Annotated in this window: 23 protein-coding genes and 1 pseudogene; 13 read left to right on the top strand and 11 right to left on the bottom strand. The window is 65.4% G+C overall.

Going from position 1 to position 22194, the window contains the following annotated elements:
• Positions 1-158: 158 nt before the first annotated feature.
• The gene (locus IEY86_RS09495; RefSeq protein WP_189131123.1) at positions 159-788 is read right to left on the bottom strand and encodes a TetR family transcriptional regulator; all 630 of its coding nucleotides are present in this window, start codon (positions 786-788) and stop codon (positions 159-161) included.
• A 141-nt stretch (positions 789-929) separates the two neighbouring features.
• On the opposite strand from IEY86_RS09495, the gene IEY86_RS09490 reads away from it, so the two are divergent.
• Complete coding sequence (locus IEY86_RS09490; RefSeq protein WP_189131122.1) at positions 930-1118, top strand: hypothetical protein; 189 nt, start codon at positions 930-932, stop codon at positions 1116-1118.
• Positions 1119-1135: 17 nt separating this feature from the next.
• On the top strand, positions 1136-1444 hold the full coding sequence (locus tag IEY86_RS09485) for a DUF4190 domain-containing protein (protein WP_229698280.1): 309 nt from the start codon (positions 1136-1138) through the stop codon (positions 1442-1444).
• 90 nt (positions 1445-1534) lie between these two features.
• Here IEY86_RS09485 and IEY86_RS09480 read toward each other — a convergent pair whose 3' ends face one another.
• The 3 genes from IEY86_RS09480 to IEY86_RS09470 form a co-directional block, all read right to left on the bottom strand.
• Positions 1535-2446 carry an SDR family oxidoreductase gene (locus IEY86_RS09480; protein ID WP_189131121.1) on the bottom strand — a complete coding sequence of 304 codons (912 nt, stop codon included), beginning with the start codon at positions 2444-2446 and terminating at the stop codon, positions 1535-1537.
• Positions 2447-2571: 125 nt separating this feature from the next.
• Entirely contained in the window at positions 2572-3324 is a 753-nt protein-coding gene (locus IEY86_RS09475) for a hypothetical protein (RefSeq protein WP_189131120.1), read from the bottom strand.
• Positions 3325-4030: 706 nt separating this feature from the next.
• Positions 4031-5482 carry a CBS domain-containing anti-phage protein gene (locus IEY86_RS09470; RefSeq protein WP_229698279.1) on the bottom strand — a complete coding sequence of 484 codons (1452 nt, stop codon included), beginning with the start codon at positions 5480-5482 and terminating at the stop codon, positions 4031-4033.
• A gap of 673 nt (positions 5483-6155) precedes the next feature.
• On the opposite strand from IEY86_RS09470, the gene IEY86_RS36325 reads away from it, so the two are divergent.
• Positions 6156-6827 (top strand): DUF6308 family protein, encoded by a 672-nt coding sequence (locus IEY86_RS36325; RefSeq protein WP_308425120.1) that lies wholly within the window; start codon positions 6156-6158, stop codon positions 6825-6827.
• 384 nt (positions 6828-7211) lie between these two features.
• Here the strand turns inward: IEY86_RS36325 and IEY86_RS09460 are convergent, their stop codons facing one another.
• The 6 genes from IEY86_RS09460 to IEY86_RS09435 form a co-directional block, all read right to left on the bottom strand.
• Complete coding sequence (locus tag IEY86_RS09460; protein WP_189131118.1) at positions 7212-10319, bottom strand: type I restriction endonuclease subunit R; 3108 nt, start codon at positions 10317-10319, stop codon at positions 7212-7214.
• Complete coding sequence (locus IEY86_RS09455; RefSeq protein ID WP_265804093.1) at positions 10316-11533, bottom strand: restriction endonuclease subunit S; 1218 nt, start codon at positions 11531-11533, stop codon at positions 10316-10318. Before IEY86_RS09455 ends, IEY86_RS09460 begins: the two co-directional genes overlap by 4 nt.
• Complete coding sequence (locus IEY86_RS09450; protein ID WP_189131116.1) at positions 11523-13088, bottom strand: class I SAM-dependent DNA methyltransferase; 1566 nt, start codon at positions 13086-13088, stop codon at positions 11523-11525. Before IEY86_RS09450 ends, IEY86_RS09455 begins: the two co-directional genes overlap by 11 nt.
• Positions 13089-13644: 556 nt before the next feature.
• Positions 13645-14025, bottom strand: a complete 381-nt coding sequence (locus IEY86_RS09445; RefSeq protein WP_189131115.1) for a hypothetical protein — start codon at positions 14023-14025, stop codon at positions 13645-13647.
• Positions 14025-14450, bottom strand: coding sequence for an ATP-binding protein (locus IEY86_RS09440; RefSeq protein WP_189131114.1), 426 nt, complete (start codon positions 14448-14450; stop codon positions 14025-14027). The genes IEY86_RS09445 and IEY86_RS09440 overlap by 1 nt, the downstream gene beginning before the upstream one ends.
• Positions 14451-14496: 46 nt before the next feature.
• Positions 14497-14904, bottom strand: coding sequence for an NUDIX hydrolase (locus IEY86_RS09435; RefSeq protein ID WP_189131298.1), 408 nt, complete (start codon positions 14902-14904; stop codon positions 14497-14499).
• Between the two features lie 107 nt (positions 14905-15011).
• Between IEY86_RS09435 and IEY86_RS09430 the strand changes: the two genes are divergently transcribed.
• The gene (locus IEY86_RS09430; protein ID WP_189131113.1) at positions 15012-15800 is read left to right on the top strand and encodes a GntR family transcriptional regulator; all 789 of its coding nucleotides are present in this window, start codon (positions 15012-15014) and stop codon (positions 15798-15800) included.
• Between the two features lie 26 nt (positions 15801-15826).
• Here IEY86_RS09430 and IEY86_RS09425 read toward each other — a convergent pair whose 3' ends face one another.
• On the bottom strand, positions 15827-16195 hold the full coding sequence (locus IEY86_RS09425) for a hypothetical protein (protein ID WP_229698277.1): 369 nt from the start codon (positions 16193-16195) through the stop codon (positions 15827-15829).
• A gap of 199 nt (positions 16196-16394) precedes the next feature.
• Between IEY86_RS09425 and IEY86_RS09420 the strand changes: the two genes are divergently transcribed.
• The 9 genes and pseudogenes from IEY86_RS09420 to IEY86_RS09380 all read left to right on the top strand — a co-directional run bounded on the left by IEY86_RS09420 (position 16395) and on the right by IEY86_RS09380 (position 22114).
• Positions 16395-16751 (top strand): SCO3933 family regulatory protein, encoded by a 357-nt coding sequence (locus tag IEY86_RS09420; protein WP_094055939.1) that lies wholly within the window; start codon positions 16395-16397, stop codon positions 16749-16751.
• Positions 16751-18126, top strand: a pseudogene (locus IEY86_RS09415) (FtsK/SpoIIIE domain-containing protein). The gene IEY86_RS09420 and the pseudogene IEY86_RS09415 overlap by 1 nt, the downstream one beginning before the upstream one ends.
• Positions 18127-18209: 83 nt before the next feature.
• Positions 18210-18878, top strand: a complete 669-nt coding sequence (locus IEY86_RS09410; RefSeq protein ID WP_189131112.1) for a DUF2637 domain-containing protein — start codon at positions 18210-18212, stop codon at positions 18876-18878.
• An 11-nt stretch (positions 18879-18889) separates the two neighbouring features.
• Positions 18890-19081 carry a mobile element transfer protein gene (locus IEY86_RS09405; protein WP_020274974.1) on the top strand — a complete coding sequence of 64 codons (192 nt, stop codon included), beginning with the start codon at positions 18890-18892 and terminating at the stop codon, positions 19079-19081.
• 14 nt (positions 19082-19095) lie between these two features.
• A complete protein-coding gene (locus IEY86_RS09400) occupies positions 19096-19296 on the top strand; it encodes a hypothetical protein (RefSeq protein WP_189131111.1) in 201 nt (66 codons plus the stop codon).
• A 16-nt stretch (positions 19297-19312) separates the two neighbouring features.
• A complete protein-coding gene (locus IEY86_RS09395; protein ID WP_189131110.1) occupies positions 19313-19558 on the top strand; it encodes a SpdD protein in 246 nt (81 codons plus the stop codon).
• Between the two features lie 140 nt (positions 19559-19698).
• Entirely contained in the window at positions 19699-21015 is a 1317-nt protein-coding gene (locus IEY86_RS09390) for a replication initiator (RefSeq protein ID WP_189131296.1), read from the top strand.
• Positions 20991-21185, top strand: a complete 195-nt coding sequence (locus IEY86_RS09385) for a helix-turn-helix transcriptional regulator (protein WP_030246378.1) — start codon at positions 20991-20993, stop codon at positions 21183-21185. The genes IEY86_RS09390 and IEY86_RS09385 overlap by 25 nt, the downstream gene beginning before the upstream one ends.
• On the top strand, positions 21182-22114 hold the full coding sequence (locus tag IEY86_RS09380) for a site-specific integrase (RefSeq protein ID WP_229698276.1): 933 nt from the start codon (positions 21182-21184) through the stop codon (positions 22112-22114). Before IEY86_RS09385 ends, IEY86_RS09380 begins: the two co-directional genes overlap by 4 nt.
• Positions 22115-22194: the final 80 nt, after the last annotated feature.

Raw genomic sequence — 22194 nt, 5'->3', positions numbered from 1 at the left:
TCCGGCGCGGGGCCAGAGGCGGTCCGGCGCGGGGCGATGGGCGGTCCGGTGCGGGGTCAGAGGCGGTCCGGTGCGGGGCGATGGGCGGTCCGATGCGGGCCGTCGGTCGCAACTCGGCGACTGCGGGCCGTCGGCCGCAACCCGGCGAGTGCGGGCCGTCAGCCGCGGTTCCAGTGGCGGCGGCCCAGGTTGATCAGGAGAAGCTGGCGGCGAGCGGCGTTGGCGATCTGCCGCTCCACCTCGGGCTCGTCGGGCGGTGCCTCCATGAAGGCCGTTGCCGTCATGACCATGAGATTGACGTACAGGTCGGCGAGCATCCGTACATCCTCGGGAGCCCACCCATCGGACTCGGGCTGGTCGGCGAGGTCGCTGGCCAGTTCCTCCGCGAAGCGCTGGAACTCCACCGCTATGGCCTCCCGCACCCGCGCCACCCCGCCATGGCGTTCACGGGCGAGGAACCGGAAATGGGTGCGGTGCTGCCGGACGTAGCGGGCGATGACCTCCACCGTCCGGCGGATCACCTCGTCGGTCTCGGCCTGCTCGTCGCGGATGTCGCGGACCATCGCGTGAAGACTGCCGAAGGACTCCTCCACGAGTGCCACACCCAAATCGGCCATATCCCTGAAATGCCGGTAGAACGCCGCCGGAGCCACGCCCACCTCACGGGTGACCTCGCGCAGACCGAGGCTGCTCAGGCTCTGGTGCTCCAGCAGCCTCAACGCCGCGTCGAGCAGGGCCTGCCGGGTCTTCTGCTTCTGGGCCTGCCGGGCCCCAAGAGTGTGGCTCATCTCATTCGGTAAACAGTCGTTCGCCCACGAGGGCGAGAGTACAGTAGAAGTCAGTGAACAACTGTAACTACAACTGTTCACCCAGTCGATACAAAGCCTTAACGGGCCTACCGGCTCAATGACTCGACGGAGGTCGCGCACATGGCTGTTCTGCTCCTGGCCCTCATCGCGCTCGGCACCCTCCTGGGCGCCGCCGCCTACGCCACCACCCCCGTGCACATCGCCGCGGCCGTGTTCATCGGCGGCTGGCTCCTCATCTTCGGCATCCGCGAGCGCGCCGCCCGAAGCAAGCGCCACCAGGGCTCCACCGCGCCGCGAGAAGCGCACTGACGAAGGGACAGACCACGATGAACGGCATCACGCACCTGCACACCGCACGCGCCGAGCGCCCCGAGCGTGTCACCGCCTCCGAGCTGCGGATCAAGAAGGCCGACGACAAGGCCGTCGCGTCGTTCGTGCTGGGGCTGCTCGGCCTGTTCGTCTTCAACCTCGTCCTCGGCCCCCTCGCCCTGATCCTCAGCGCGACCGCCGTCTCCCAGGGCACCACCCGCCGCGGCCGCGCCCTGCTCGGCGCCGTCCTCGGCGCCGCGGACCTGATCATCCTGGCCACCCTGATCGCCTCCAACAACGGCGTGAGCTGGCACCCCGGCGTCTGACGGCCCCTGCCTCCATCGCAGGCGACCGGTTGTCACCCGCCTCGATCGGAGGCAGCCGGTATCACCTGCCTCCACCCGAGGCAGCCGGTATCAGCGGTAACCGGTGGCGTCGGCCGGCTTGCCCGGGTCCTGGACCTCCACCATGTAGCGCCAGGCGTCCGGTTGGCTCCCGTCGGCATCCGTGAACCCGTAGACCCTGGCGAGCTGCCCGCAGGACAGCGACCGCCCGTTCCACCGCGCCACCTCGGGATCGGCCGCCAGCGCCGCCACCGCCCGCCCGGTGTAGGCCGGGGTCTCCGAGATGCAGAAGTGCGGCACCCGCTCCAGGGCGTCCCGCCAGTTCTCCTCGGTGACCCCGAAGACGTCGAGCATCATCTCCGACCGCATCCACCCGGGCGTGAGCGCGACGGCCGTTGCCCCGCGTTTGCCCAGCTCATGGCCGAGCGCGAAGGCCATCCGCAGATTGGACGCCTTGGCCAGGTCGTAGAAGAACGACACGCGGTAGCGGGTGTCGTTGTACGCGGCCGTGCCGTCCGTCACCTCCACCACCAGCCCACCGGGGTTGCGCAGGAGGAGCGGCAGGGCGTGGTGGCTGGTCACGGCATGTGCCTCGACCGCGGTCCGCAGCAGCCGGAGCCCCTTGTCGAGATCCAGCTCCCACAAGGCGTCCTTCGGCTCGTAAAAGGCCTCGCCGCCCATGCTGTTGACCAGTACGTCGAGCCGCCCCCGCTCCCGCTCGATCCGCTCGACGAGCCCGCGCACCTGCTCCGGCACCAGGTGGTCGACCTCCACCGCGATCCCCGTGCCGCCGGCGGCCGTGACGAGCTCGGCGGTCTCCTCGATCACCTCCGCCCGCCCGTACTCCGAACGCCGCCCCGCGGTGCTGCGGCCCGTCCCATAGACCGTGGCCCCCGCGGCGCCCAACTCCACCGCGATCGCCCGCCCGGCGCCCCGAGTGGCCCCGGCCACGAGTGCGACCCTGCCCGCCAGCGGCTTCGACATCCCTCTGCCCTCCACGTCGGACGTGCCCGGGTACCGGACCCGATCGGGCTCCCCGGCCAGGGCGCCCTGTTCAGGCGCCCTGTTCAGGCTCCCCGGCCAGGCGCGCTGCTCAGTTCCCGGCCAGGCTATTGGACGCCCGGCCGGAGCTCGATCCGTGTGTCACCGCTTTCGCGGATGATGTAGACGGAGTCCGTTCTGGGGTTCCATTTGGTGGGCACGACGTAGTAGCGCCCATCCCTTTCCACAAGGAGCCGCAGGTCCGAGTACCGGTAGCGCAGGTGAAGGCCCTCCCCGAGGTCCTCCTCCGGGACGATCTGCGTGGGCAGGCTCAGGCTCTGCGTGCTGAGCACGACCACCCCGGGCCACCGGACGACCTCGGCCGCGGACTGCCTGGCGTCCCGGTCACCGAGCTGCCAGGCCACGAGGGTCACGGTCCAGAACAGGAAGACTCCGGCGGCGAAGATCGGCAGGGCCCGCCCGCGCAGCCCCTCGGGATGCTTGCCGTCCTTGGTGGTTCGCGCCTGACCCAGTAGGAGCCCGGCCGCCATCGTGAAAGGAGCGACCCACCCGTACCCCTGGGTCCATGGCCAAAGGAGCAGCAGGCCCAGTCCGGCGGCCACCACCCACAGATGGAAGCGCGCCGCAGTGTGGCAGGCCTCGCTGACACCACGGGTGAAGCGGTCGGGCAGCGGCAGATGGGCGGTGACACCAGGGGCGCCGATGACGACGAGGAGGACCACGGCGCCGATCACCACCTGAAACGTCAGCAGGTGCAGGCACTGCATGACGAATTCGGCGAAGCCGAAGCCGAGAGAGAAGGGGGAGAGATGAAAGTAGCTGTAGTAGCGGGTGGTGTAGATCGCTCCCAGATAGAACATCAGTGCGGCGATAAAGGACGCCTGCGCCACCAGGACCTTGACGAGCGCGGCCGGGCTGGAATTCGAACCGGAAGTGGGAGCGGAACCGGAACTGGAAGTGGAGCTGGAACTCCCACTCGTCTGTCCCTTGCATAGCGAACAGCGGTGCGTGGATTCGCTCACGTACCGTTGGAGGGCTTGGCGGTGAGGGACGGCGTGACGGTCCCCGTCGGCGGGACGGTGGGGACAACGGGATTGCGGCGCTTCTTGCCGGTGTCCCTGGGCTGGGGCGGCGGCGGTGCGATCGACTTGCCTCCACTGCGCGTCGGCAGTGGAGAGGCCGAGTGCGTACGCGACGGCGCCGAGCTGGGCGAGGCGGAAGCCGAGGCGGAGTCCGATGTCCGCGAGGGGCTGCTGTCACCCCCACCGGGGTCCTTCTTGGAGGAACCGCATGCGACAAGGGCAGCGAGGCACGAGGCAATGAGCACCCCGGCCCCAGCCATTCGCCCTGATCCGCCGCGCATTCGCCCTCCATGTGATCTCGCATGCGAAGCGTAGACGCCGCCGTCGATCGACCGCCGGAGACCGCCGGTGAGTCTCCCCGAACCCCTCATTCGGCCGAGGGTATGTCAGCTTCTGGCACCGGGTCATGGCCACCCCAGGAGCACGACTGCCATTCCAGCACCAATCCGGGAGATTCAGCTCCTCGCCGAGCACGAGCCGGCGCTCAAGAGCCGCCGCCGTACTCCCTCAGCAGCTTGTTGAGGTTCCGGATCTTGTCCACGTCCGCCCTCGGCAGGGGGTCGCTGCTGTTGAAGTGCATGACGTTGTTGCGGATCCTGCGAATCTCCTCGAGTCGACCGATGAAGACCTTGCGATCCAACCGCCACCCGAGTTGGTTCCACCGTTCAGGGTTCTCAAAAACCCGAAGATAGTCTCCCACGGTCATGTCACCGAAGGAGGTGACGCGTTCACCCGTCGGGTCGCACAGGGCGGTGACCTCGGGCAAGGCAAAAGTCTCCGCGATGATCTGCCGCAGTCTGCGGTCCATCTCACCGATCAACAGGAAGTGGCTGGCCAGGTCGCCGTACGCCTGCGCCACGTCGGCGGCGGTAACGATCCCGGCGATCGCATTGTGCTGGTCCTTGACGAGCACGAAGTCCAACTCCGCCAGCAAAGGCAGAATGTCGATCAGATCATGATCGTAGCGGACGTCGCGGGCGTCCACGATCACCTGGGACAGGGAAGCGTTTGGGTCGACATGGCGGGTACGGGCAATGGACTTCCAGGTGACGGCGCCCCGCAGGTGGTGCGGACCGGCGAGGACGGGAAGCTGGGAGAAGTCGTGGAGGGTCATCAACGTGATGACCTCCTCAAGCGTTGCTGTCGGCTTGACACTGGTCACTCCACCCAGGGCGGAGGGCAGTGTGCCCACCGTCAATCCCGTTTCGTGGGACTCCCCCTCGTTGGCCGTAGGGGCGGTGAACGCTTGTGCGCCGGCGACGAGTTCTTCCCCGGAGAACCCGTCCGGCGCCTTGACCAGCTCGATGGTGGAGTCCAACGGGACCTTGTCGAATCCCGGCGCAGTGACGAGGCTGTGGTTGGCGAGTTCGGCTTCGATCTGATCGTTGACGGGACCGCGCCCCGTGGCGCCCCACCAGCCCAGCAGCTCCTGTACCGAGAGGGACTGGGGCTCCCCCTTCTCGGCCTGTTCACGGACCGTCTTCAGCCGAGCGTGCCGTGCACTGGGCGCCAGCGACGTCTGCCGCTCCTCCACCGTGTCAGTGCCAGCCTCCTCGGCGGCCTGGTCCAGCAATTGCTGGCGCAGTGCGGCGAGAGGCCGGCCGTCGTTGACCGTCCACGCGTTCCAGCCGTCGAACGACCCCGATCCGACGGCGGCGGCAGCGGCCGCAGATGGCGAACGGAATTCATCCCCGTCGTCCAGACGAATCCATCCCTTTGAAGTCACGGTGGCGTGATGAGTCTCGCCGACGAGACGCCGTACGAACTTCAGCTGCTCACCTTCCTTGAGCAATCCGCCGCTCAACAGGTCGGCGACTCCGACCCGCCTCCCGTCCAGGAGGTAACGCGCCCGGGAAGGCCCTTCGTACGGCCTGGCTGCCGAGTCGGTCATGACACCTTTGCTTTCGTTCCATGGCTGAAGGCCGGAATCCGGCATTCAGGCGAGCGCACTTTCTGTGGTGCCCGCTTGTGTGCAGAAGCGCGGAGCCGATCGAAGCAGCTGCGCCCGGCAGTAAGTTGCGGTTTGTGCCGGTTCGAGTGCTCGTCTCCGATGGTGGAGGCATGCCGCTGCGGCCCCTTGGGGGATATGACGCTCCTCGATGTGGATGCTGACCATCCTGCCGATCGGCGGGCGGCCCGCGCAGGGGTTCACACGCACCGGTGAAAGGTGGGCGGTGTTGATTCCGCGGACACCTCATCACGATGCCCTCAGCATGATTCCAACCCGCAGCGGGGGCGCTGTCCTTCCTGGAACTGGCTGCTGCCGGGGACGACGAAAGGTCCTGCTGACCTACTGCGAAGCTCGACAAGATCACTACGTCGTGATTGCGTGATCACTGCCATCTGGCTGCACATACGCGAAGATCTCGTCCTCAGCGAAAGCGCTGATGGCGGGGTCTTTGGGCACTTCCTGCGAAGTGCCCCCGGCAGGATTCGAACCTGCGCACACGGCTCCGGAGGGGGCTTGACTACCAAGAATCGAGGCAGGTCACTGCCTTGCAGACGGCTGTTAGATAGGGATCGGTCCACACATAGTCCACAGCTCGTAGCATGCGCATGAGCATTGCTCTGGTCCCGGCGGGGGCGTTGCCGGGCGAGTCATCAAGGCTGTGGGGAGGGACTACGTGAGAACCGTCGGATCACTGCGTGGTTGTGCGGAGAGGCACCTTCAGACCTACACAGATCCTCGGGGCCCCAGAGCCTTTCGTACGTATGACTGGCAGGGCGACCCGGAACGATTGAGCCCACTGGACTGTCTGGCGCCGGCCCTGCTGAGTGTTCGCATTGGCTACAAGCAGGTAGTTCCGTTGTTTCGCCCTGACGGCCCAGGGGCTGAAGTCCTACAGGCAATGGAAGCGGTGCTTGCCGACGGGGCCTGTGCGACAGCGGACTTCTTGGACGTGACGCTGGATCCGTCCATGGGACCCTGGTCCCTGGTCGATCGAGCATTGGTCGCTACAGGTGAAGCCGACGGTACGGGCCTGCCGGACTTCAAGGCCGTTGCCATTACGAAGATCCTCCACCGCAAGCGGCCTAACCTAGTGCCGATTTTCGACAGCAGCATCTACCAGTTCTACCTCGGGGAAAAGCCAGTTCCCGGGGCCTATAAGGACACCCCTCGCCGCTTGTGGCCGCTCTTGCAAGCAGACCTACGCCGTCACCGGGATTGGATCCAAGACCTTATTGTCCGCATCCGCATGCCTGACGAGAGGCCTCTCAGCCTTCTTCGAGCGGCAGACATCATTATTTGGGAGCACACGGCCAGCGGATGCGACACGTGAGGCCACGCTCACTGACCTCCGGCGAACCCTGCGGCGACGGAGCCATCCCGTCCCCCACGTCTCACGCGACAGTTGGGGGCATCGGCGGCGTCCTCAACGGCCGGCGAAATCGGGGGCCCATGTGAGCCGAGGGCACCAGCCGGATCGGACCGTTATCCTCGCCGCTCAAGATGGTGGTCGTTGCCTTCGCCGAGCAAGGCCTCGAGGCCACTGCGCGCCAAAGGCAACGTGTGTCCGGAGGGCATCGAGTGATTGCGTAGTCAAGGGCCAACAGCTAGTCCAGCAACCAGCGAGCCGATCGTGGGAGCTTGCCAGGGATGACACTCATGGCAGTCCGCGTCAAACATCAGCTGGTTATGCAGCCTCCCCAGTTCATCTTTTCCTTTAGGAGGCTCCCGCTGCATCGGCTGCGTAGACTTCGGCCTGTTCGAGTACAAGGTCGATAGCCTTTTCTTCGAGATCGGGCGGATAATCGTACTTAGCGAGTAGGCGGCGTACTTTGGCACGCATAGAGGCTCGGACGGACTCTTTAAGGTTCCAATCAATGGTGGCGCTCTGACGGATCGATTCGACCAGCTCGTGGGCCAGCTTCTTCAGGACATTGTCGCCCATCTGGAGAACGGCCGCGTCGTTCTGCACGATGGCGTCGTAGAAGGCGGCCTCCGCCACCGTGAGCCCGAGTTGATCGTGTCGCTTCGTCTGGTCCCGCATCTCTTTCGCCAGCTTGACCAGCTCGGCGATGATCTCAGCCGTCGTCAGCGAACGGTTGGTGTACTTATTGATCGCTGCTTCGAGCAGCTCAGAGAATTTCCGTGCCTGCACTACGTTGGAGCGCTGAATGCTCTTGATCTGGTCGGCTAGCAAACGGCGCAGCAACCCCATCTGAAGATTAGGCTTGTCTTTGTCGACTAGCGAGTCAAGGAACTCATCGGAGAGGATGGACAACTCGGGCGTCTCGATGCCGGCGAGCTTGTAGATGTCGACCACCTCATCGGCGGCTACCGCTTCGTTAACCAGTTGCCCGATGGCGGTGTCGATCTCAATGCCACCGGCTCCCCCGCGCCCGGAGTCCGGGTTTTGGATTTTCAGGATGGCGGCACGGACATCAGCGAAGAGTCGCACGTCATTGCGAATGGCTGTAGCTTCATCTCGTGAGCCAGCAAGGGCATAAGCCTTAGCGAGCGCCAGTACCTGGTCAAGGAAGCGCTTGGTGCGGTCCGGGTCTGCCATGACGAAGTCGAGCACACGAGCGTGCTCAGCTAGCCGCTGTGCTGCCGAAAGGTCCGGGAGGGAATTGAATCGGCAGCCGTGAAGCAGCCCGCAGATGATGTCGTGCTTCTCCATCATCACGGCGACGATCTCGTCGATCGGCACGCCGGCCTGGTCACGGTCGCTCGGGGAGTACTCGACGAGTGCCTTCTGTAGGTTCGAGAAGACACCGATGTAATCGACGATAAGGCCACCAGGCTTGTCGCGAAAGGTGCGGTTGACGCGGGCGATCGCCTGCATAAGGCTAGCTCCCTGCATCGTCTTGTCGACATACATGGTGTGCATTGACGGCGAGTCGAAACCAGTCAGCCACATGTCGCGTACGATGACTATTTCGAGCGGGTCCTCTGGGTTTTTGGCTCGCGCCTTCAAGGCCTTGCGCACGTCTTTCGAGTGGATATGAGGCTGGTACTCTTCCGGGTCGGCAGCTGATCCCGTCATCACGACCTTGATCTTGCCCTGAGCTGGATCGTCACTGTGCCAGGCGTTCCGCAGTGTCACGATCTTCTCGTAGAGCCGCACCGCGATACGGCGCGACATTGTGACGATCATGGCCTTGCCGATCATTGCTTCGCGGCGCTTCTCCCAGTGACGAACGATGTCTGCCGCCACGAGGTCAAGGCGCTCTTCGCTGCCAACGATTGCCTCTAGGCGCGCCCAGCGAGACATCGCCTTCTCGCCTTCCTCCTGCTCGACCTTCTCCGTTATCTCCGCGGCCAACTCGTCGAGCGCCTGGTAGTCGTCGTCTGACAGGCCGACCCTGACCAGGCGTGACTCGTAGAAGATTTTGACGGTGGCGCCGTCCTCAACTGCACGGGTTAGGTCGTAGACGTCGATGCAGGCCCCGAATACCGAGCGAGTGGATTTGTCTCCGGACTCGATGGGGGTGCCTGTGAAACCGAGGAACGTGGCACCGGGCAGCGCGTCCCGCATGTGCTTAGCGAGTCCCGACTTGAGTCGGCCCTCTTCGTCAAGGGTCTCTGTGAAGCCGTACTGCGAGCGATGGGCCTCATCGGCAACCACGACGACGTTGCGTCGGTCGGTGAGGATGGGGTTTACGTCAAGCCCTTCTTCAGGGCGAAACTTCTGCAGAGTTGTAAAGATGATGCCGCCAGATACCCGGCGCAGCAGAGTACGCAGATCGCTGATCGAGTCGGCTTGAACGGGCTTCTCAGGCAGGATTTCGGCGGGTGCAAAGACCTCGGCGAAGAGTTGATCATCTAGGTCGTTGCGGTCGGTTAGGAAGACCAGCGTCGGGTTGTTCATTCGAGCATCCCGCATGGTCTTGGCCGCGTAGAACAGCATCTCAATGGACTTCCCGCTGCCCTGGGTGTGCCAGACGACACCACCACGACGGTCACCATTGGGGCTGGACGCTTGGACGGTTGACTCGACCGCGGCGTTGACGGCCCAGTACTGGTGATACTTCGCCACCCTTTTGACAAGACCGACCGGCTCATCGCTGAAGACAATGAAGTTCTTCAAGATGTCCAGGAAACGGGTTGGGTCAAAGACACCCTTGAGTAGCACCTCAAGGGCGGGCCTGCCGTTGACGACGTCGCGGCCATCAATAGTTTTCCAAGGAGCATAGTGCTCGAAGCCACCAGAGAACGAGCTCATGGCCGCGCTCGTACCGTCTGAGATGACCACGATGGCATTCGATGTGAAGGCGGACGGGATGTCCGTGCGGTAGGTCTGTATCTGGTTCCACGCGTTCTTAAGAGTAGCGTGCTCGTCCGCCGGACTCTTAAGCTCCAGCAGAGCAACGGGGATACCATTGATGAAAACCAGTACATCTGGCCGGCGATGCTTGTTTTCAACAATCGTGAACTGGTTTACCGCTAGCCAATCATTGCTGTCAGGGTTGTCAAAGTCGATGAGTTTGACTTGGGTGGTCCGGAGAATCCCCTGGGCGTCACGATACTCAACCGGCACGCCATGAACGAGGAGTTGATGGACGCGGAAGTTCTCGGCGAGTGCATTCTGCGACTCGGCGCGCTCCAGCCGCTTAATAGCATCATCGACCAAGTCGGTATGTGCGGGGTTCAGACGGCGGCCGGCATCCCTTAGTCGTTCGTACAGGTAAACCTGATGAAAGGAGGCCCGCTCCGGCCGGGGACCGTCGGCCGACAGGTTCGGGCCGAACTCCGTCGAGTAACCAAGCTCGCGCAAATAGTCGAGAGCAGCTTCCTCTACGACAGATTCGTTGAAGGTACCTGTCACCTCACGACCTCCAGGAGCTTGAGTGTTGCCTTCGGTACCCGGACGCGACCTGCCAAGATATCCGGCAGTAGCCCATCGCGGAGCGCCTTGAGTTTCTCGATCTCTGCAACGAGCGTGTCGGCACGTGCTAGAAGAGGCTGTGCAAATGCCGAAAACTCGTCGCGCGCACCGTCAGGCACAAGCGGCGCCGAGTAAGCAGGAATAGCGTCGCTTGACAGGTGTAGAACAGTCGTGCCCGAAGTTCGACTGCGACAGTGTTGCCGGAACGACTCGTCGCTCAAAATTCCCAGCAGGTATTCCCGCGATATGGTGGGTTTGGGGCGAACGATGACCAGGTCTAGGGAAGCGACCAGGACCTCGGCCGAGGCATCTGCAGGAACCCGGACGGCGCGGCCAACAACCTCTGCGCCTTGTGTTAGATCGGTTTGTGCCACGACGATCTCACCCGGCGCGATGACTTGCTGAGGCTTGTAAGGGCCGACGTACGGCTTCAGGCCGTTGGCCTTGTAACCACCATTGCGATGGAAGGATTTGAGAGTCACAAGCGACGTGTGCGACTCCTGCAAGTCCACACTTTTGTAGGACACGCCCTTTGTCGTGGAAACCAAGTCCTCAAGAGGCACTCTCGTGACAGGTGACGATGCGATAAGATCTTCGAATGAGGCGGAAATCAAGTCCTCGATCAGATCTCGAGCGCGAGTAGCCGACTCGATCTTTTCGTCGAGCGCCGACAAAGTCGCAGCGATTCCCCGTTGTTCGTCAAGTGGAGGCTTTGGGAAGAGTTGTGCAGCGAACGTCTCACGGCTCAGTGATGGATTGGATGTTCCGTCCTTGAGGTGATTAAGGCCTACGTACTTAATCAGGTAGTACGCGAACTTGAGATCGACCTCGTTTGAGATCACGTTCAGGGCGTAGGCGGTATCAATGACCCAAAAGTCCTCATCGACCCACTCGACGCCAAGTGGACCTTGGCCCTTGCGCCCGAGTACAACTCCGGGGCCCTTGAAGAGAGCCGTGTCATGACTACCTGTTTGACCATTCGTACCGAAGACCGGCACAGGCCCGGGCCGGCGGGCCGACTTAACCAAGGCCTTACCATAGCGCAGCTCAAAAAGCGTGCTAGCGCGGGCCAATGGCCATGGCAGTTGGTTAGCCTCCCCGAGCCCTCGGGCAAGGGTAGCTCCCAGGGGAAGCGTAGTGGAACTAACCGACACGGAGGCCTCCGAGACGCTCTCGTACGATCTGCTCGAGTTCGCGCCCGCGGTCGAACTCGGCGAAGAGCGCTGACTTCAGTCGATCGATCCGCTCTTGTATTGGCTCGTCGTCAAGTGCTGCCGCCTCCGTCCCAACGTACCGCCCAGGCGTCAGAACGTAGTCGTGCGCGGCAATTTCTTCGAGCGTCGCCGACCTGCAGAATCCAGGTACATCTGCATAGTCACCATCGGTGTTGCGCCATGAGTGATAGGCACCTGCGATGCTGGCGATTTCTTCGTCGTTTAGCGCGCGCAGCCGCCGGGTCTCCAACGCACCAAACTTCCGTCCGTCGATGAACAGCACTTCGCCGAGTCGACGGCGATGGCCGTTCCCGTGCCGATCCTTGGCAATGAACCAGAGCGTCACCGGAATTTGCACATTGAAGAACAGCTTGTCCGGCATAGCGACGATGCAGTCGACTAGTTCGGCCTCGAGGAGTTTACGCCGGATATCTCCCTCGGCTCCCTTCGCGGCGAGGGAACCGTTAGCGAGGACAAAGCCCGCAGTACCCTTCGGTGACAGATGATGGATGAAGTGTTGCACCCATGCGAAGTTCGCGTTGCCTTCTGGCGGAGTGCCGTACTTCCAGCGCGGATCATCTTGTAGCTTGGCGTCCCACCAATTAGAGACATTGAAGGGTGGGTTGGCGAGGATGAAGTCGGCGCGTAGGTCCGGGTGCAGATCTTGACTGAAGGAGTCAGCTGAACGGTCGCCAAGATCAGCCTCGATGCCCCGGAGGGCAAGGTTCATCTTGGCGAGCTTCCAGGTTGTTTCGGTGAACTCCTGGCCGTAGACGGAGATGTCCGTCCGCTTACCGCCGTGAGCCTTTACGAATTCGGCAGATTGCACAAACATTCCGCCAGAGCCACACGTCGGGTCGTACACGCGACCATGGTATGGCTCCAACATTTCGACGAGGGTTTTGACCACGGATCGGGGCGTGTAGAACGCCCCTGCGTCCTTGCCTGTCTCCTTACCAGCGAACTGACCGAGGAAGTACTCGTAAACACGGCCGAGTACGTCGTCGCTGCCGTGATCATCGCTCTCGGTGAAGCCGATCGAGCCGATCAGGTCGACGAGTTGTCCGAGGCGTCCCTTGTCGAGCCCCTCGCGTCCGTAGTTACGCGGTAGCACACCCCTGATGGCCGGGTTCGACGACTCGATCTTATCCATAGAGCTGTCGATGACTTGGCCGATCTTCGGCAGCTTGGCCTGGGCCTGAATCGACTCCCAGCGGGCATCGGCCGGCACCCAGAAGACATTCTGGCTGGCGTACTCGTCACGATCCTCGAGGAATGAGGCGTGTCTTGCCTCAGGGATACCATCTGCCCGTAGCTCGGCCGCAAGCTCTGTGCGGCGAGCCTCGAAACGGTCGGAGATGTACTTCAGGAACACGAGGCCGAGGACGACGTGCTTGTACTCGGACGGCTCCTGGTTGCCACGGAGGGCGTCGGCCGCGTCCCACAGTCGCTGCTCAAGCGATTTGTTGGGTGTTTTTCTGGCCTGACGTGCCACTGAATGTCTCCATTTGTCCGAACTGGCCCTGGCTTGACGGGCCGGATTATGACACGTGTCTTCATCGGCCGCTCGTCTGACTCTAGCGAGGATGACTGACACCTGTTGGCAAGTCCGTGAGCCTTCCTTTCCTCGGCCAGCTCCGTGTGGATGCTGGCACCCTGGGCGGTTCAGAGAGGCCCCTGCCACTCGGCGCGCGGGGCGCGAACGGTAGGTCGGTGGAGCGGCTTTGGGCTGGAGCTGCTTTGGCGCGAGTGATCATGGCCCCGTAAGCTTTCGGCGCGTCGGGCAGTCTGTGGACCTGCCCGGTAAAGCACGACGTTGGGGCCATGATCTGCGAGGCTCGCGCCAAAGTGGCTGCCTAAAGCCGTGGAGGCGACCGCCCCAGCCACGACGTGCCCCTTCTCTGGCGTCAGGCGGCTGTTTGCTGTGCGCGCGGCGCGGGCGCCGGCCGGGCTGGAGCGGGGCGTAGACAGGAGCGCAGGCCCGGCCGGGGGCCGGGCCGTGCGCGGGGAGCGGAGCGAGCCGCCTTGAAACCAGTAGAGAAAGTTGTAACTCAGTCTGCGGTGGGGGGAGTGAAGTCGTATGCGCAGGCTGGGAGTTCCGCACCCTGGCGGTGGAGCAACGGCAGGAAGACGACTGGTCGGATCGTCCATGTGATGCGGCTGCTGGCGTGGGTAACGGAGACCGTGCAGGGTTCCATGCGTAAGAGGGCTCGCCGCGTGTCGATGCGGCCGTCGTAGAGCCAGGCCCAGGCCTCGTCGGAGGCGTCCGGATCGAGTGCTGGTGAGATGGTGCGCAGGGCGACCGCTACCCATCTGTCAGCCTGTGGCGCCGAGTAGGCGTCGAATGATGCCCGGAGTGCCGGCCGACCTGCCTCGTCGTTGACGTTCTGGGTCCAGCACTCGCACCAGAAGCCCCGCTGGGGCTTGTCCATCAGCACGGGAGTCCTCCCGGCTGGTTGTCCGTGAAGAGTTCGGCGGTGACGGTGTAGCCGCTGTGGCTGCCGTGGACGATGACCCGGTGTGCGATGACGCTGACCATGCCCAAGCCGCGGCCGTGTACCGCGTCCATGCTCGGTTGCTCGACCTTCGGGGCCGTGCCCGTTCCTCCCTCATCGGTGACCGACAGGGCGACCACCTTGGGGGAGACCGCGAGGGCCAGGTGGAAGCTGCCTACCCCGCCACTCGTCGTGTGGAGGATCGCGTTCGCGCTCAGCTCGCTCACGATCAGTTCGGCATCGTCGGCCAGGGGAGATCCGCGCAGGATGTCCCGTGTCCAGCGGCGGGCCCGGCTGACCTCTTCCGGAAAACCTGGGCAAGTGAGTCCCCAGACCCGGGCGGTGCTCGTATACTCGTGCATACAAGTTTCTTCGTGCTGGTAGGCCGCCATGTGCAGCGGGTTCGGGCTAGACGAGTTTCACGCCGTCGTGGGCGCGGATGGCCGGCGGGGAGACCGCGTCCAATGCGTCCAGGACGCGGATCGCGTACGCCTCGTCGGCGAGTTCGATGACCTCTTCGCGGGTGGCCCAGCGCAGTGCGCGGGTCTCGTCCCCGGTGGTGGGCGTGCCGTCGGCGGCCTCACAGCGGAAGACCATGGAGACGATCAAGCCCTTCATGTTCTTGTAGATGCCGGTCAGGGTCGCGGGAAGCGCGATCTTGATGCCGGTTTCTTCGAGAACTTCGCGCTGGAGGGCCTCGGGGATGGTTTCCTCGCGTTCGAGGACTCCGCCCGGGGGTTCCCAGTGGCCGTTGTCGCGGCGCTTGATCAAGAGGGCGCGGTCCTGCTCGTCGACGATGACTCCGGCGACGCTCACGGAGTGCGGACGGTCGGTGCTCACGTTCCTCTGCTCTCTCGGCTGGCTAGGCTCTCCACCGTAGCAATAAAGCTCGCCCACTCGTCTAGATACCTAAAGGAGTACACGTGCCCTCTCTTTCCTCCGGCCTCCTCGGCGATCTCGACCCCACGAGCGATCGTGCGGTCTTCCGGCAGATCGCCGACCAGCTGCGCGAGGCCATCGACCGTGGGCGATTCAAGGAGGGCGAAAAGCTGCCCTCCGAGGCCGAACTAGTCGAGCATTACGGGGTTTCCCGTATGACGGTTCGAAACTCCTTCTCTGTCCTCCAGGGTGAGGGCCTGGTGCACGCCGAGCACGGCAAGGGCGTCTTCGTGCGACCACGACCGCCTGTACGGCGGCTCGCCTCCGACCGGTTCGCACGGCGCCATCGCGAGCAGGGGAAGTCCGCGTTCATCGTGGAGGCCGACGCCGCCGGCAGTCACCCGCAGGTGGACAGCTTGGAGGTCAAGGAGGAGAAGGCCAGCCAGGACGTCTCCACCCGGCTCGGGTCCGTGCGACGGGTGCTGGCCCGGCGTCGCCGGTATCTGCTGGACGGGCGGCCGGTGGAGTTCGCTACCTCGTACCTGCCGCTCGACATCGCGCGCGGTACTTCGATCGCCGAGCCGAACCCCGGGCCGGGCGGCATCTACGCCCGCCTTGAGGAGCTGGGGCACCGCCTCGACCACTTCGAGGAAGAGATCCGCGCCCGGATGCCCTCGCCCGACGAGGTGCGCACGCTGCGGCTGGCCTCCGGCGTGCCAGTCATCCACCTGATCCGTACCGCGTTCGACCAGGAAGGGCGGGCCGTGGAGGTCTGCGACACGGTCATGGCGGCCGACGCGTACGTCCTGTCTTACCAGCTGCCAGCGACGTGAGCGCCCGGGAAGGAGCGGGATCGGCGCTATGCGGTGATCGCTGCGGTGTCCTCAGTGGAGGGCGGCTCGAACATCGAGCTGATGTCGTTCCACATGAAGTCCTCGCGCCATTCCGATGTGCCAGTCGCCCAACCGAGCAGCGCTCGAAGCACCTTCTCCTGCGAGACGGTCTGAGTCTGGTAGTGCTTCGTAGCAACGCCGTCCCGGTGCTCAAGCTGGTACGTGTTGTTCTCGCGCAACAGGACCTGGATGTACCAGTCGCCAACGACGTCCGCGTCCTGTCGTTCAACGACCATGTGCTCGTTGCCGCGCCCCAGGTTCGCGAGCATGCGGCCTATCGCCGGCTTCGAGGGGCGTTTCACCCTGTGCCCGCGGGTGTTCGTCGCAATCAGCATGCTCGGATCCTGCTTCATGGCTCTGACAGCGAGGACTTGAAGCAGTGGTGCATGACTCCTGCTCCAACTCCAACTCGTACATCTCAACAGGCGTACTCGTATAGACGAGTGGGCAAGTTGTGTGGCAAGGTGGTTGCCATTCCCGGAAGATCGGGTTCGAACGCCGCATCTTGTATAGACGAGTAGATGGGAAGAAGCTTTGCGCACCATCCGTGTAGAGACCTCGGCCGCAACGATCCTGCTGACCGAGGCCCCCGAGCCCAAGGTCCGCGACCGGCAGACCGGCGAGATCGCCAAGGACGCCACCAGCGGAGAGGCACTGATGACGATCGGCGTCGTCTACCTGGAAGACGGCGAATCGTCGCTGATCAAGGTCACCGTTCCGGAGAGCGGAGTGTCCGAGGGGCTGACGCTCGGGGCTCCGGTCTCGCTTCCGGGTCTGGTGGCCCGGCCGTGGGAGAGCGTCTTCAACGGGCAACAGCGGCACGGCATCGCCTTCCGGGCCGCCGCCGTGACTCCGGCCGCGTTCCCGGCCGCCACCGGGGCCGCTGCCTGATGACCGATCTGACGACACTCCTGGAGGTGGGTGGTCCTGTCGCCGCACTCGGCGGCGGGGCCGCCTACGCCCGGGCCAAGCATCCCGGGGTGTACTGGTCCACGGTCGGCCTGCCGATATCCACGGCCCGGCTCCTCAGCTCATACGGCTCGGTCATGGAGGCCTGCGGCCTGACCGTGGCTCCGTCCCGGCTGCGGATGCTGGCGGTCAAGGCCACCACTCGCCGAGAAGTTCGTCCCGTACCGCCGCGTCGGGGCGTCATCCGGCCCACCTCGACCGGGCTGCGGCTTCGGCTGCGGCTCGCTCCGGGGCAGGAACCGGCCGATGTCGCCGCCTCGGCGGAACGGCTGCGGCATGCCTGGGGCGTTCACGCCGTGTACGTGACCACGGTCAAGCCGGGTGTGGTTGAGCTGAGGCTGGTCGGCTTCAATGTGCTGCGGCAGGTGCGGATGCCGCGCAAGGTGGATGCCGGGTTCCTTCAGGTGCCGGTGGCGCTGCGGGAGGATGCCATGCCCTTCGTACGCGACTACCGGACCGTGCCTCACCAACTCACCCTCGGCGCCACGCTGTCGGGCAAGTCCATGTATCTGCGGCACCTGATCGCCGGACTCGCCCCTCAGCCGGTCGCCCTGGTCGGGATCGACTGCAAGCGCGGAGTGGAGCTGGCGCCGTTCGCGGCCCGCCTCTCCGCGCTGGCGACCGAACCGGAACAGGCAGCCGAGCTGCTGCCCGTGCTCGTGAAGGAAATGGAGGACCGCTACGACCTGATCAAGGCCCGGCAGGGCATCGCCCCGAGTACCCCGGCCGAAGAGCTCACCTCCGACATCTGGGGACTGCCCGAGTCCGCGCGCCCCGTCCCCTGGTGCTGTTCGTGGATGAGGTCGCTGAACTGTTCCTCGTCGCCACCAGGAAGGACGAGGAACGGCGCGACGAGATGGTTACCCAGCTCATCCGGCTCGCCCAACTCGGCCGCGCGGCAGGCATCTACCTGGAGGTCTGCGGGCAGCGCTTCGGGGCCGAGCTGGGCAAGGGTGCCACCATGCTGCGGGCCCAGCTGACCGGCCGTGTCTGCCACCGAGTGAACGACGAAGCCTCCGCGAAGATGGCGCTCGGCGACATCGCACCCGAAGCGGTCATGGCCGCATGTGCCATCGCCCCCGAACGTCCCGGCCTCGCCGTGGCAGGTGACACCTCGGGCGGCTGGTCGCGCATCCGGACGCCGTATCTGTCACTCGGTGGCGCCGCCGAGACCTGCCGCGAGTACGCGTACCTGGTGCCGGACGTGCCCGTGCTCAAGCCCTTCCAGCCCGAGGCGCCGGTACGGCCGGTTGAATCCCCGGCCCCGGTCATCGAACCTCGCCCGGCAACCGGCTGACCTCCTCACCAACCCCGGTCGGCGTGACCGTCTCACGCCAAGTCCCTACCCCTCGCATGCCTGAATCCGGAAGGAGCCGCATCATGCGCGCCCAACTGGCCCGCGTGGACGCGGTGCTCATCCAAGCCGTCATCGCTGCGGCACTGTCCTTCGCCCACCTGCACGACATCGCCTCAGCGGCCGGGCAGGACGGATGGAAAGCCTGGGCCTACCCGATCAGCGTCGACCTGCTGCTCGTCGCCGCCTGGCGCCGACTGCGGTCCGGGGAAGCCAAAGCGGCCGGGTGGTGCTGGTTCGTCATCGCGCTCACCGCCTCCCTCGGAGCCAACGTCGCAACCGCCGGCCTCCTCGACATGAATCACGTACCGGCCTGGCTGCGCATCCTCGTCGCGGGCTGGCCCGCGGTCGCCTTCCTCGGCGGCACGCTCCTCGCGCACTCCGCGCCGACAACCCTCGACCAGGCCGCCGACCCCGACAACGACAACGAAGTCCACGACCGCGCGGAGGCACCAGAACGCCATCCCGAGCCGCCTGCACACCCGGCCGCCGAACAAGCCCCGCCCCACCCGGCCGACGAGCAGGAGCCGCCCGAGCGTCCCACCTTGCCCGTACCGGCCGCCCTGGTCGCCCACGCCCGCAAGGTCGCCGCCGAACACCACACCCGCACCGGAACACCCATCGACACCCCGACCCTCCGCACCCGTCTCGGAGTGCCCGAACCCATGGCCGAAGCCATCGCCACCCACCTCTGAAGGAGACCTGCGTGACCGCCAACCGCCGCTTCCGCAACGTCGTCCGCATCGGCCCCGTCCGGGTCGGCACGTACTACGACGGCCGGGGCCAGGAGAAGCACACCGCCGCCTGCACCGCCCCGCGCTGCGGTTTCTCCACCGACTACGACGGCCGTGCTGCTGCCGAGCTGGCCGCCCGCACCCACCGCTGCCCCGTTCGCTGAAAGGACCCGCGCTCGTGACCGTCAGCCTGCCGCTTGTCGTCGTCCTCGGCTTCTTCGCCTGGGGAGCAGTCAGGTTCCTCGGCGTCCGCGTCTGGATCGTCGTCCTGATCGCCCTCTTCGGCTTCTGGCTCTCCCGCACCTTCCTCGCACCCGGCATCGAGTCCGGCACGCGCTCCGGCGTGACCGTCATAAACGGCTCACACCTAGACGAGTAGATAAGGAGCCCTGACCGTGTTCCTCCCGAAGTACCCCGACAGCCCGACCCCGCCGCCCGCGCACACCCACACCCCGACCGAGACGGCACCCGTACGGCGCTCGCTCCCGTCGGTCGCCAACGATCAGAAAACCGTCGTGGCCCTGGTCGTCGGCGGGGTAGTCCTCACCGCGCTCCTGGCCGCCGTAGCCGTCACGGCCATCTCCGTAGCCATCGCCGCCGTCGTACTGCGCTCCATGCTCCGCGACCACCACCGCCGCTGAACCGCGCTGGCCTCCGGGGCGGCGGCACACGACCAAGCATCTCGCCGTCCCGGGGCCTGCTCCTCCCGACCGAGCCAGCCAGAAGGGGAATCGCCATCTTCACCAGCACCACTCCGGCCCCACTCCCGGAACTCGCGAACCTGGCCGCACAGGGCACGCTGCCGGGTATCCTCCGCCAACTCTCCGGACTCGGCGGCTGCACCAACCCGATCCGCCTCGACGGCCACCGCACCGAGTACGACGTCGACACCACGACCGGCGAGATCGGCAACGTCCTGCATCGCCTCGACTCGTCCAGCCTCCCGGTCGGACAGCTCCTCGTCCGCTGCAACAACCGCCGCACGACCCGCTGCGCGGCCTGCGCGGAGGTCTACCGCCGCGACACCTTCCACCTGATCACCTCCGGCCTGCGCGGCGGCAAGGGCATCCCCGAGCACGTCGCCGCCCACCCGCGCGTGTTCGCCACCTTCACCGCACCGAGCTTCGGCCCGGTCCACAACCGCCCCTCCAGCGGGCGCCCGTGCCGCTGCGGCACCCGCCACGAACAGGACGACGACGTACTCGGCTCCCCACTCGACCCGGACACCTACGACTACGAAGCAGCCGTCCTTTGGAACGCCCATGCCGGTCCGCTCTGGCGGCGCTTCTCCACCTACGTCCGCCGAGAGGTCGCCAAGCGCGCCGGCCTGTCCCAGCGGCGCTTCCGCGAGCACGCCCGCGTGTCCTTCGCCAAGGTCGCCGAGTACCAGAAGCGCGGGGCCGTCCACTTCCACGCCGTCATCCGCATCGACGGTCCCAGCGGCGGCGACACCCCACCTCCTACCTGGGCAACCGCCGAACTGCTCACGGACGCCATCCGTGCTGCCGCCGCCAAGGTCCGCGTGGACGGGCCGGTCATCGACGGCCGCACTCATACCTTCACCTTCGGCCGCCAGCTCGACGTACGCACCATCCGCTCAGCCGCCTTCGACGACGGCCAGGAGCTCACCGAACGGGCCGTCGCCGCCTACATCGCCAAGTACGCCACCAAGGGTGCGGAGACCGCGACGGGAGCTCTGGACCGGCCGCTCAAGTTCGCCGCCGAACTCGCCCAGCTCGACATCAGCGACCACGCCCGCCGCATGATCCGAACCGCATGGTTCCTCGGCGCACGCAAGGACCTCGAACACCTCCGCCTGCGCGCCTGGGCCCACATGCTCGGCTTCCGCGGCCACTTCTCCACCAAGTCCCGCCGCTACTCCACCACCCTCGGCGCCCTCCGCGACGCCCGCGCCGAATGGCGCCGCGCACAAGCGCCCACGGCCGCTCCCCAGGACGGCGAAACCACGCTCGTCCTCGCCCACTGGGTCTTTGCCGGAACCGGCCTGAGTAACGGCGAGGCCTGGCTCGCTGCGTCCCTCGAACCCGCCCCCGGAACGGAAGGAGAACCGACATGGACGCCCGGCGCGACGAGCTGATGACCGTTCGCCAAGTCCTGGATGAGCTGGGCGGTGTCTCCCGTCGGACGTTCTACCGCTGGCGCGAACTGGGGTACGGGCCGGCCGCATTCAAGCTGCCCAACGGAGAGCTGCGGGTTTGGCGGAGTGACTTCAACACATGGCTGCGACAGCTGGAGGAGGCGGCGTGAAGTCTCTCAATGTGAAGGTCTGGGGAGTCCGTAAGCGGGACACCAAAACGCCCTCGTACGGTGTCCGCTGGTCCGTCGCAGGCAATGTGTTCTCGGAGTCCTTCCGCACCAAGGCGCTCGCCGACCACTACCGCACGAAGCTCATGCGTGCGATGCGCGAGGGCGAGGAGTTCGACACGGAGTCGGGACTTCCGGCCTCGATGGAAGAGAAGAAGTCGGCCGTGTCGTGGTACGCCTTCGCTCTCAGGTACCTCGCCATGAAATGGCCTCATGCCGCCCCGAATACGAGGGATGGCATCAACGAATCCCTCACCAGCGTGACGCTGGAACTCCTCGACGAGCGCGCCGGACGACCGTCCGACGAGGAAATCCGCAGAGCACTGCGCAACTGGGCCTTCGTGCTTCCGGGGCCCGATGACCGAGAAGTCCCGAACGACGTGCGGAACGTTCTCCACTGGGTGTCCAAGGCGTCCCGGCCGCTCGCCGATCTCGCTGAAGCGGCCACGGCTCGCACGGTCCTCGACTCGCTGAAGCTCAAGCTCGACGGCACGGCGGCAGCGGCGGAGACCGTGCGGCGCAAGCGTCGGACGCTCGTCAATGCCGCGAATTACGCCGTCGACCTGGGGGAGCTGCGTGAGAACCCCATCACGGCTGTCCGCTGGCAGAAGCCGAAGGTGTCCAACCAGGTCGACCCGCGGGTGGTCGCCAATCCGGAGCAGGCACGGAACCTCCTGGCGGCGGTTTCCTATGTGGGCGGGCACCGGCGTGCTCGTGGTCGCCGCCTTGTGGGTCTGTTCGCCGCGATGTACTTCGGTGGCCTGCGGCCGGCGGAAGCGGTGGGCCTCGTCGAGACGGACCTGAAGCTTCCCGAGCAGGGCTGGGGCTCGGCGCTGCTCCACCGGACCCGTCCGTCTGTCGGCAAGCAGTGAGCTTTTTCAGCGCGGTCACTGATCGGGTGACGGAATCGACGCCCGCAACGCACGCGGCTCCCGTGCCGTTGGGGGAGGTG

The sequence above is a fragment of the Wenjunlia tyrosinilytica genome (assembly GCF_014646055.1).
Taxonomy (GTDB): Bacteria; Actinomycetota; Actinomycetes; order Streptomycetales; family Streptomycetaceae; genus Wenjunlia; species Wenjunlia tyrosinilytica.
Note: the sequence above shows the minus strand (reverse complement) of the source record. Positions and strands in the feature narration are given on the sequence as shown.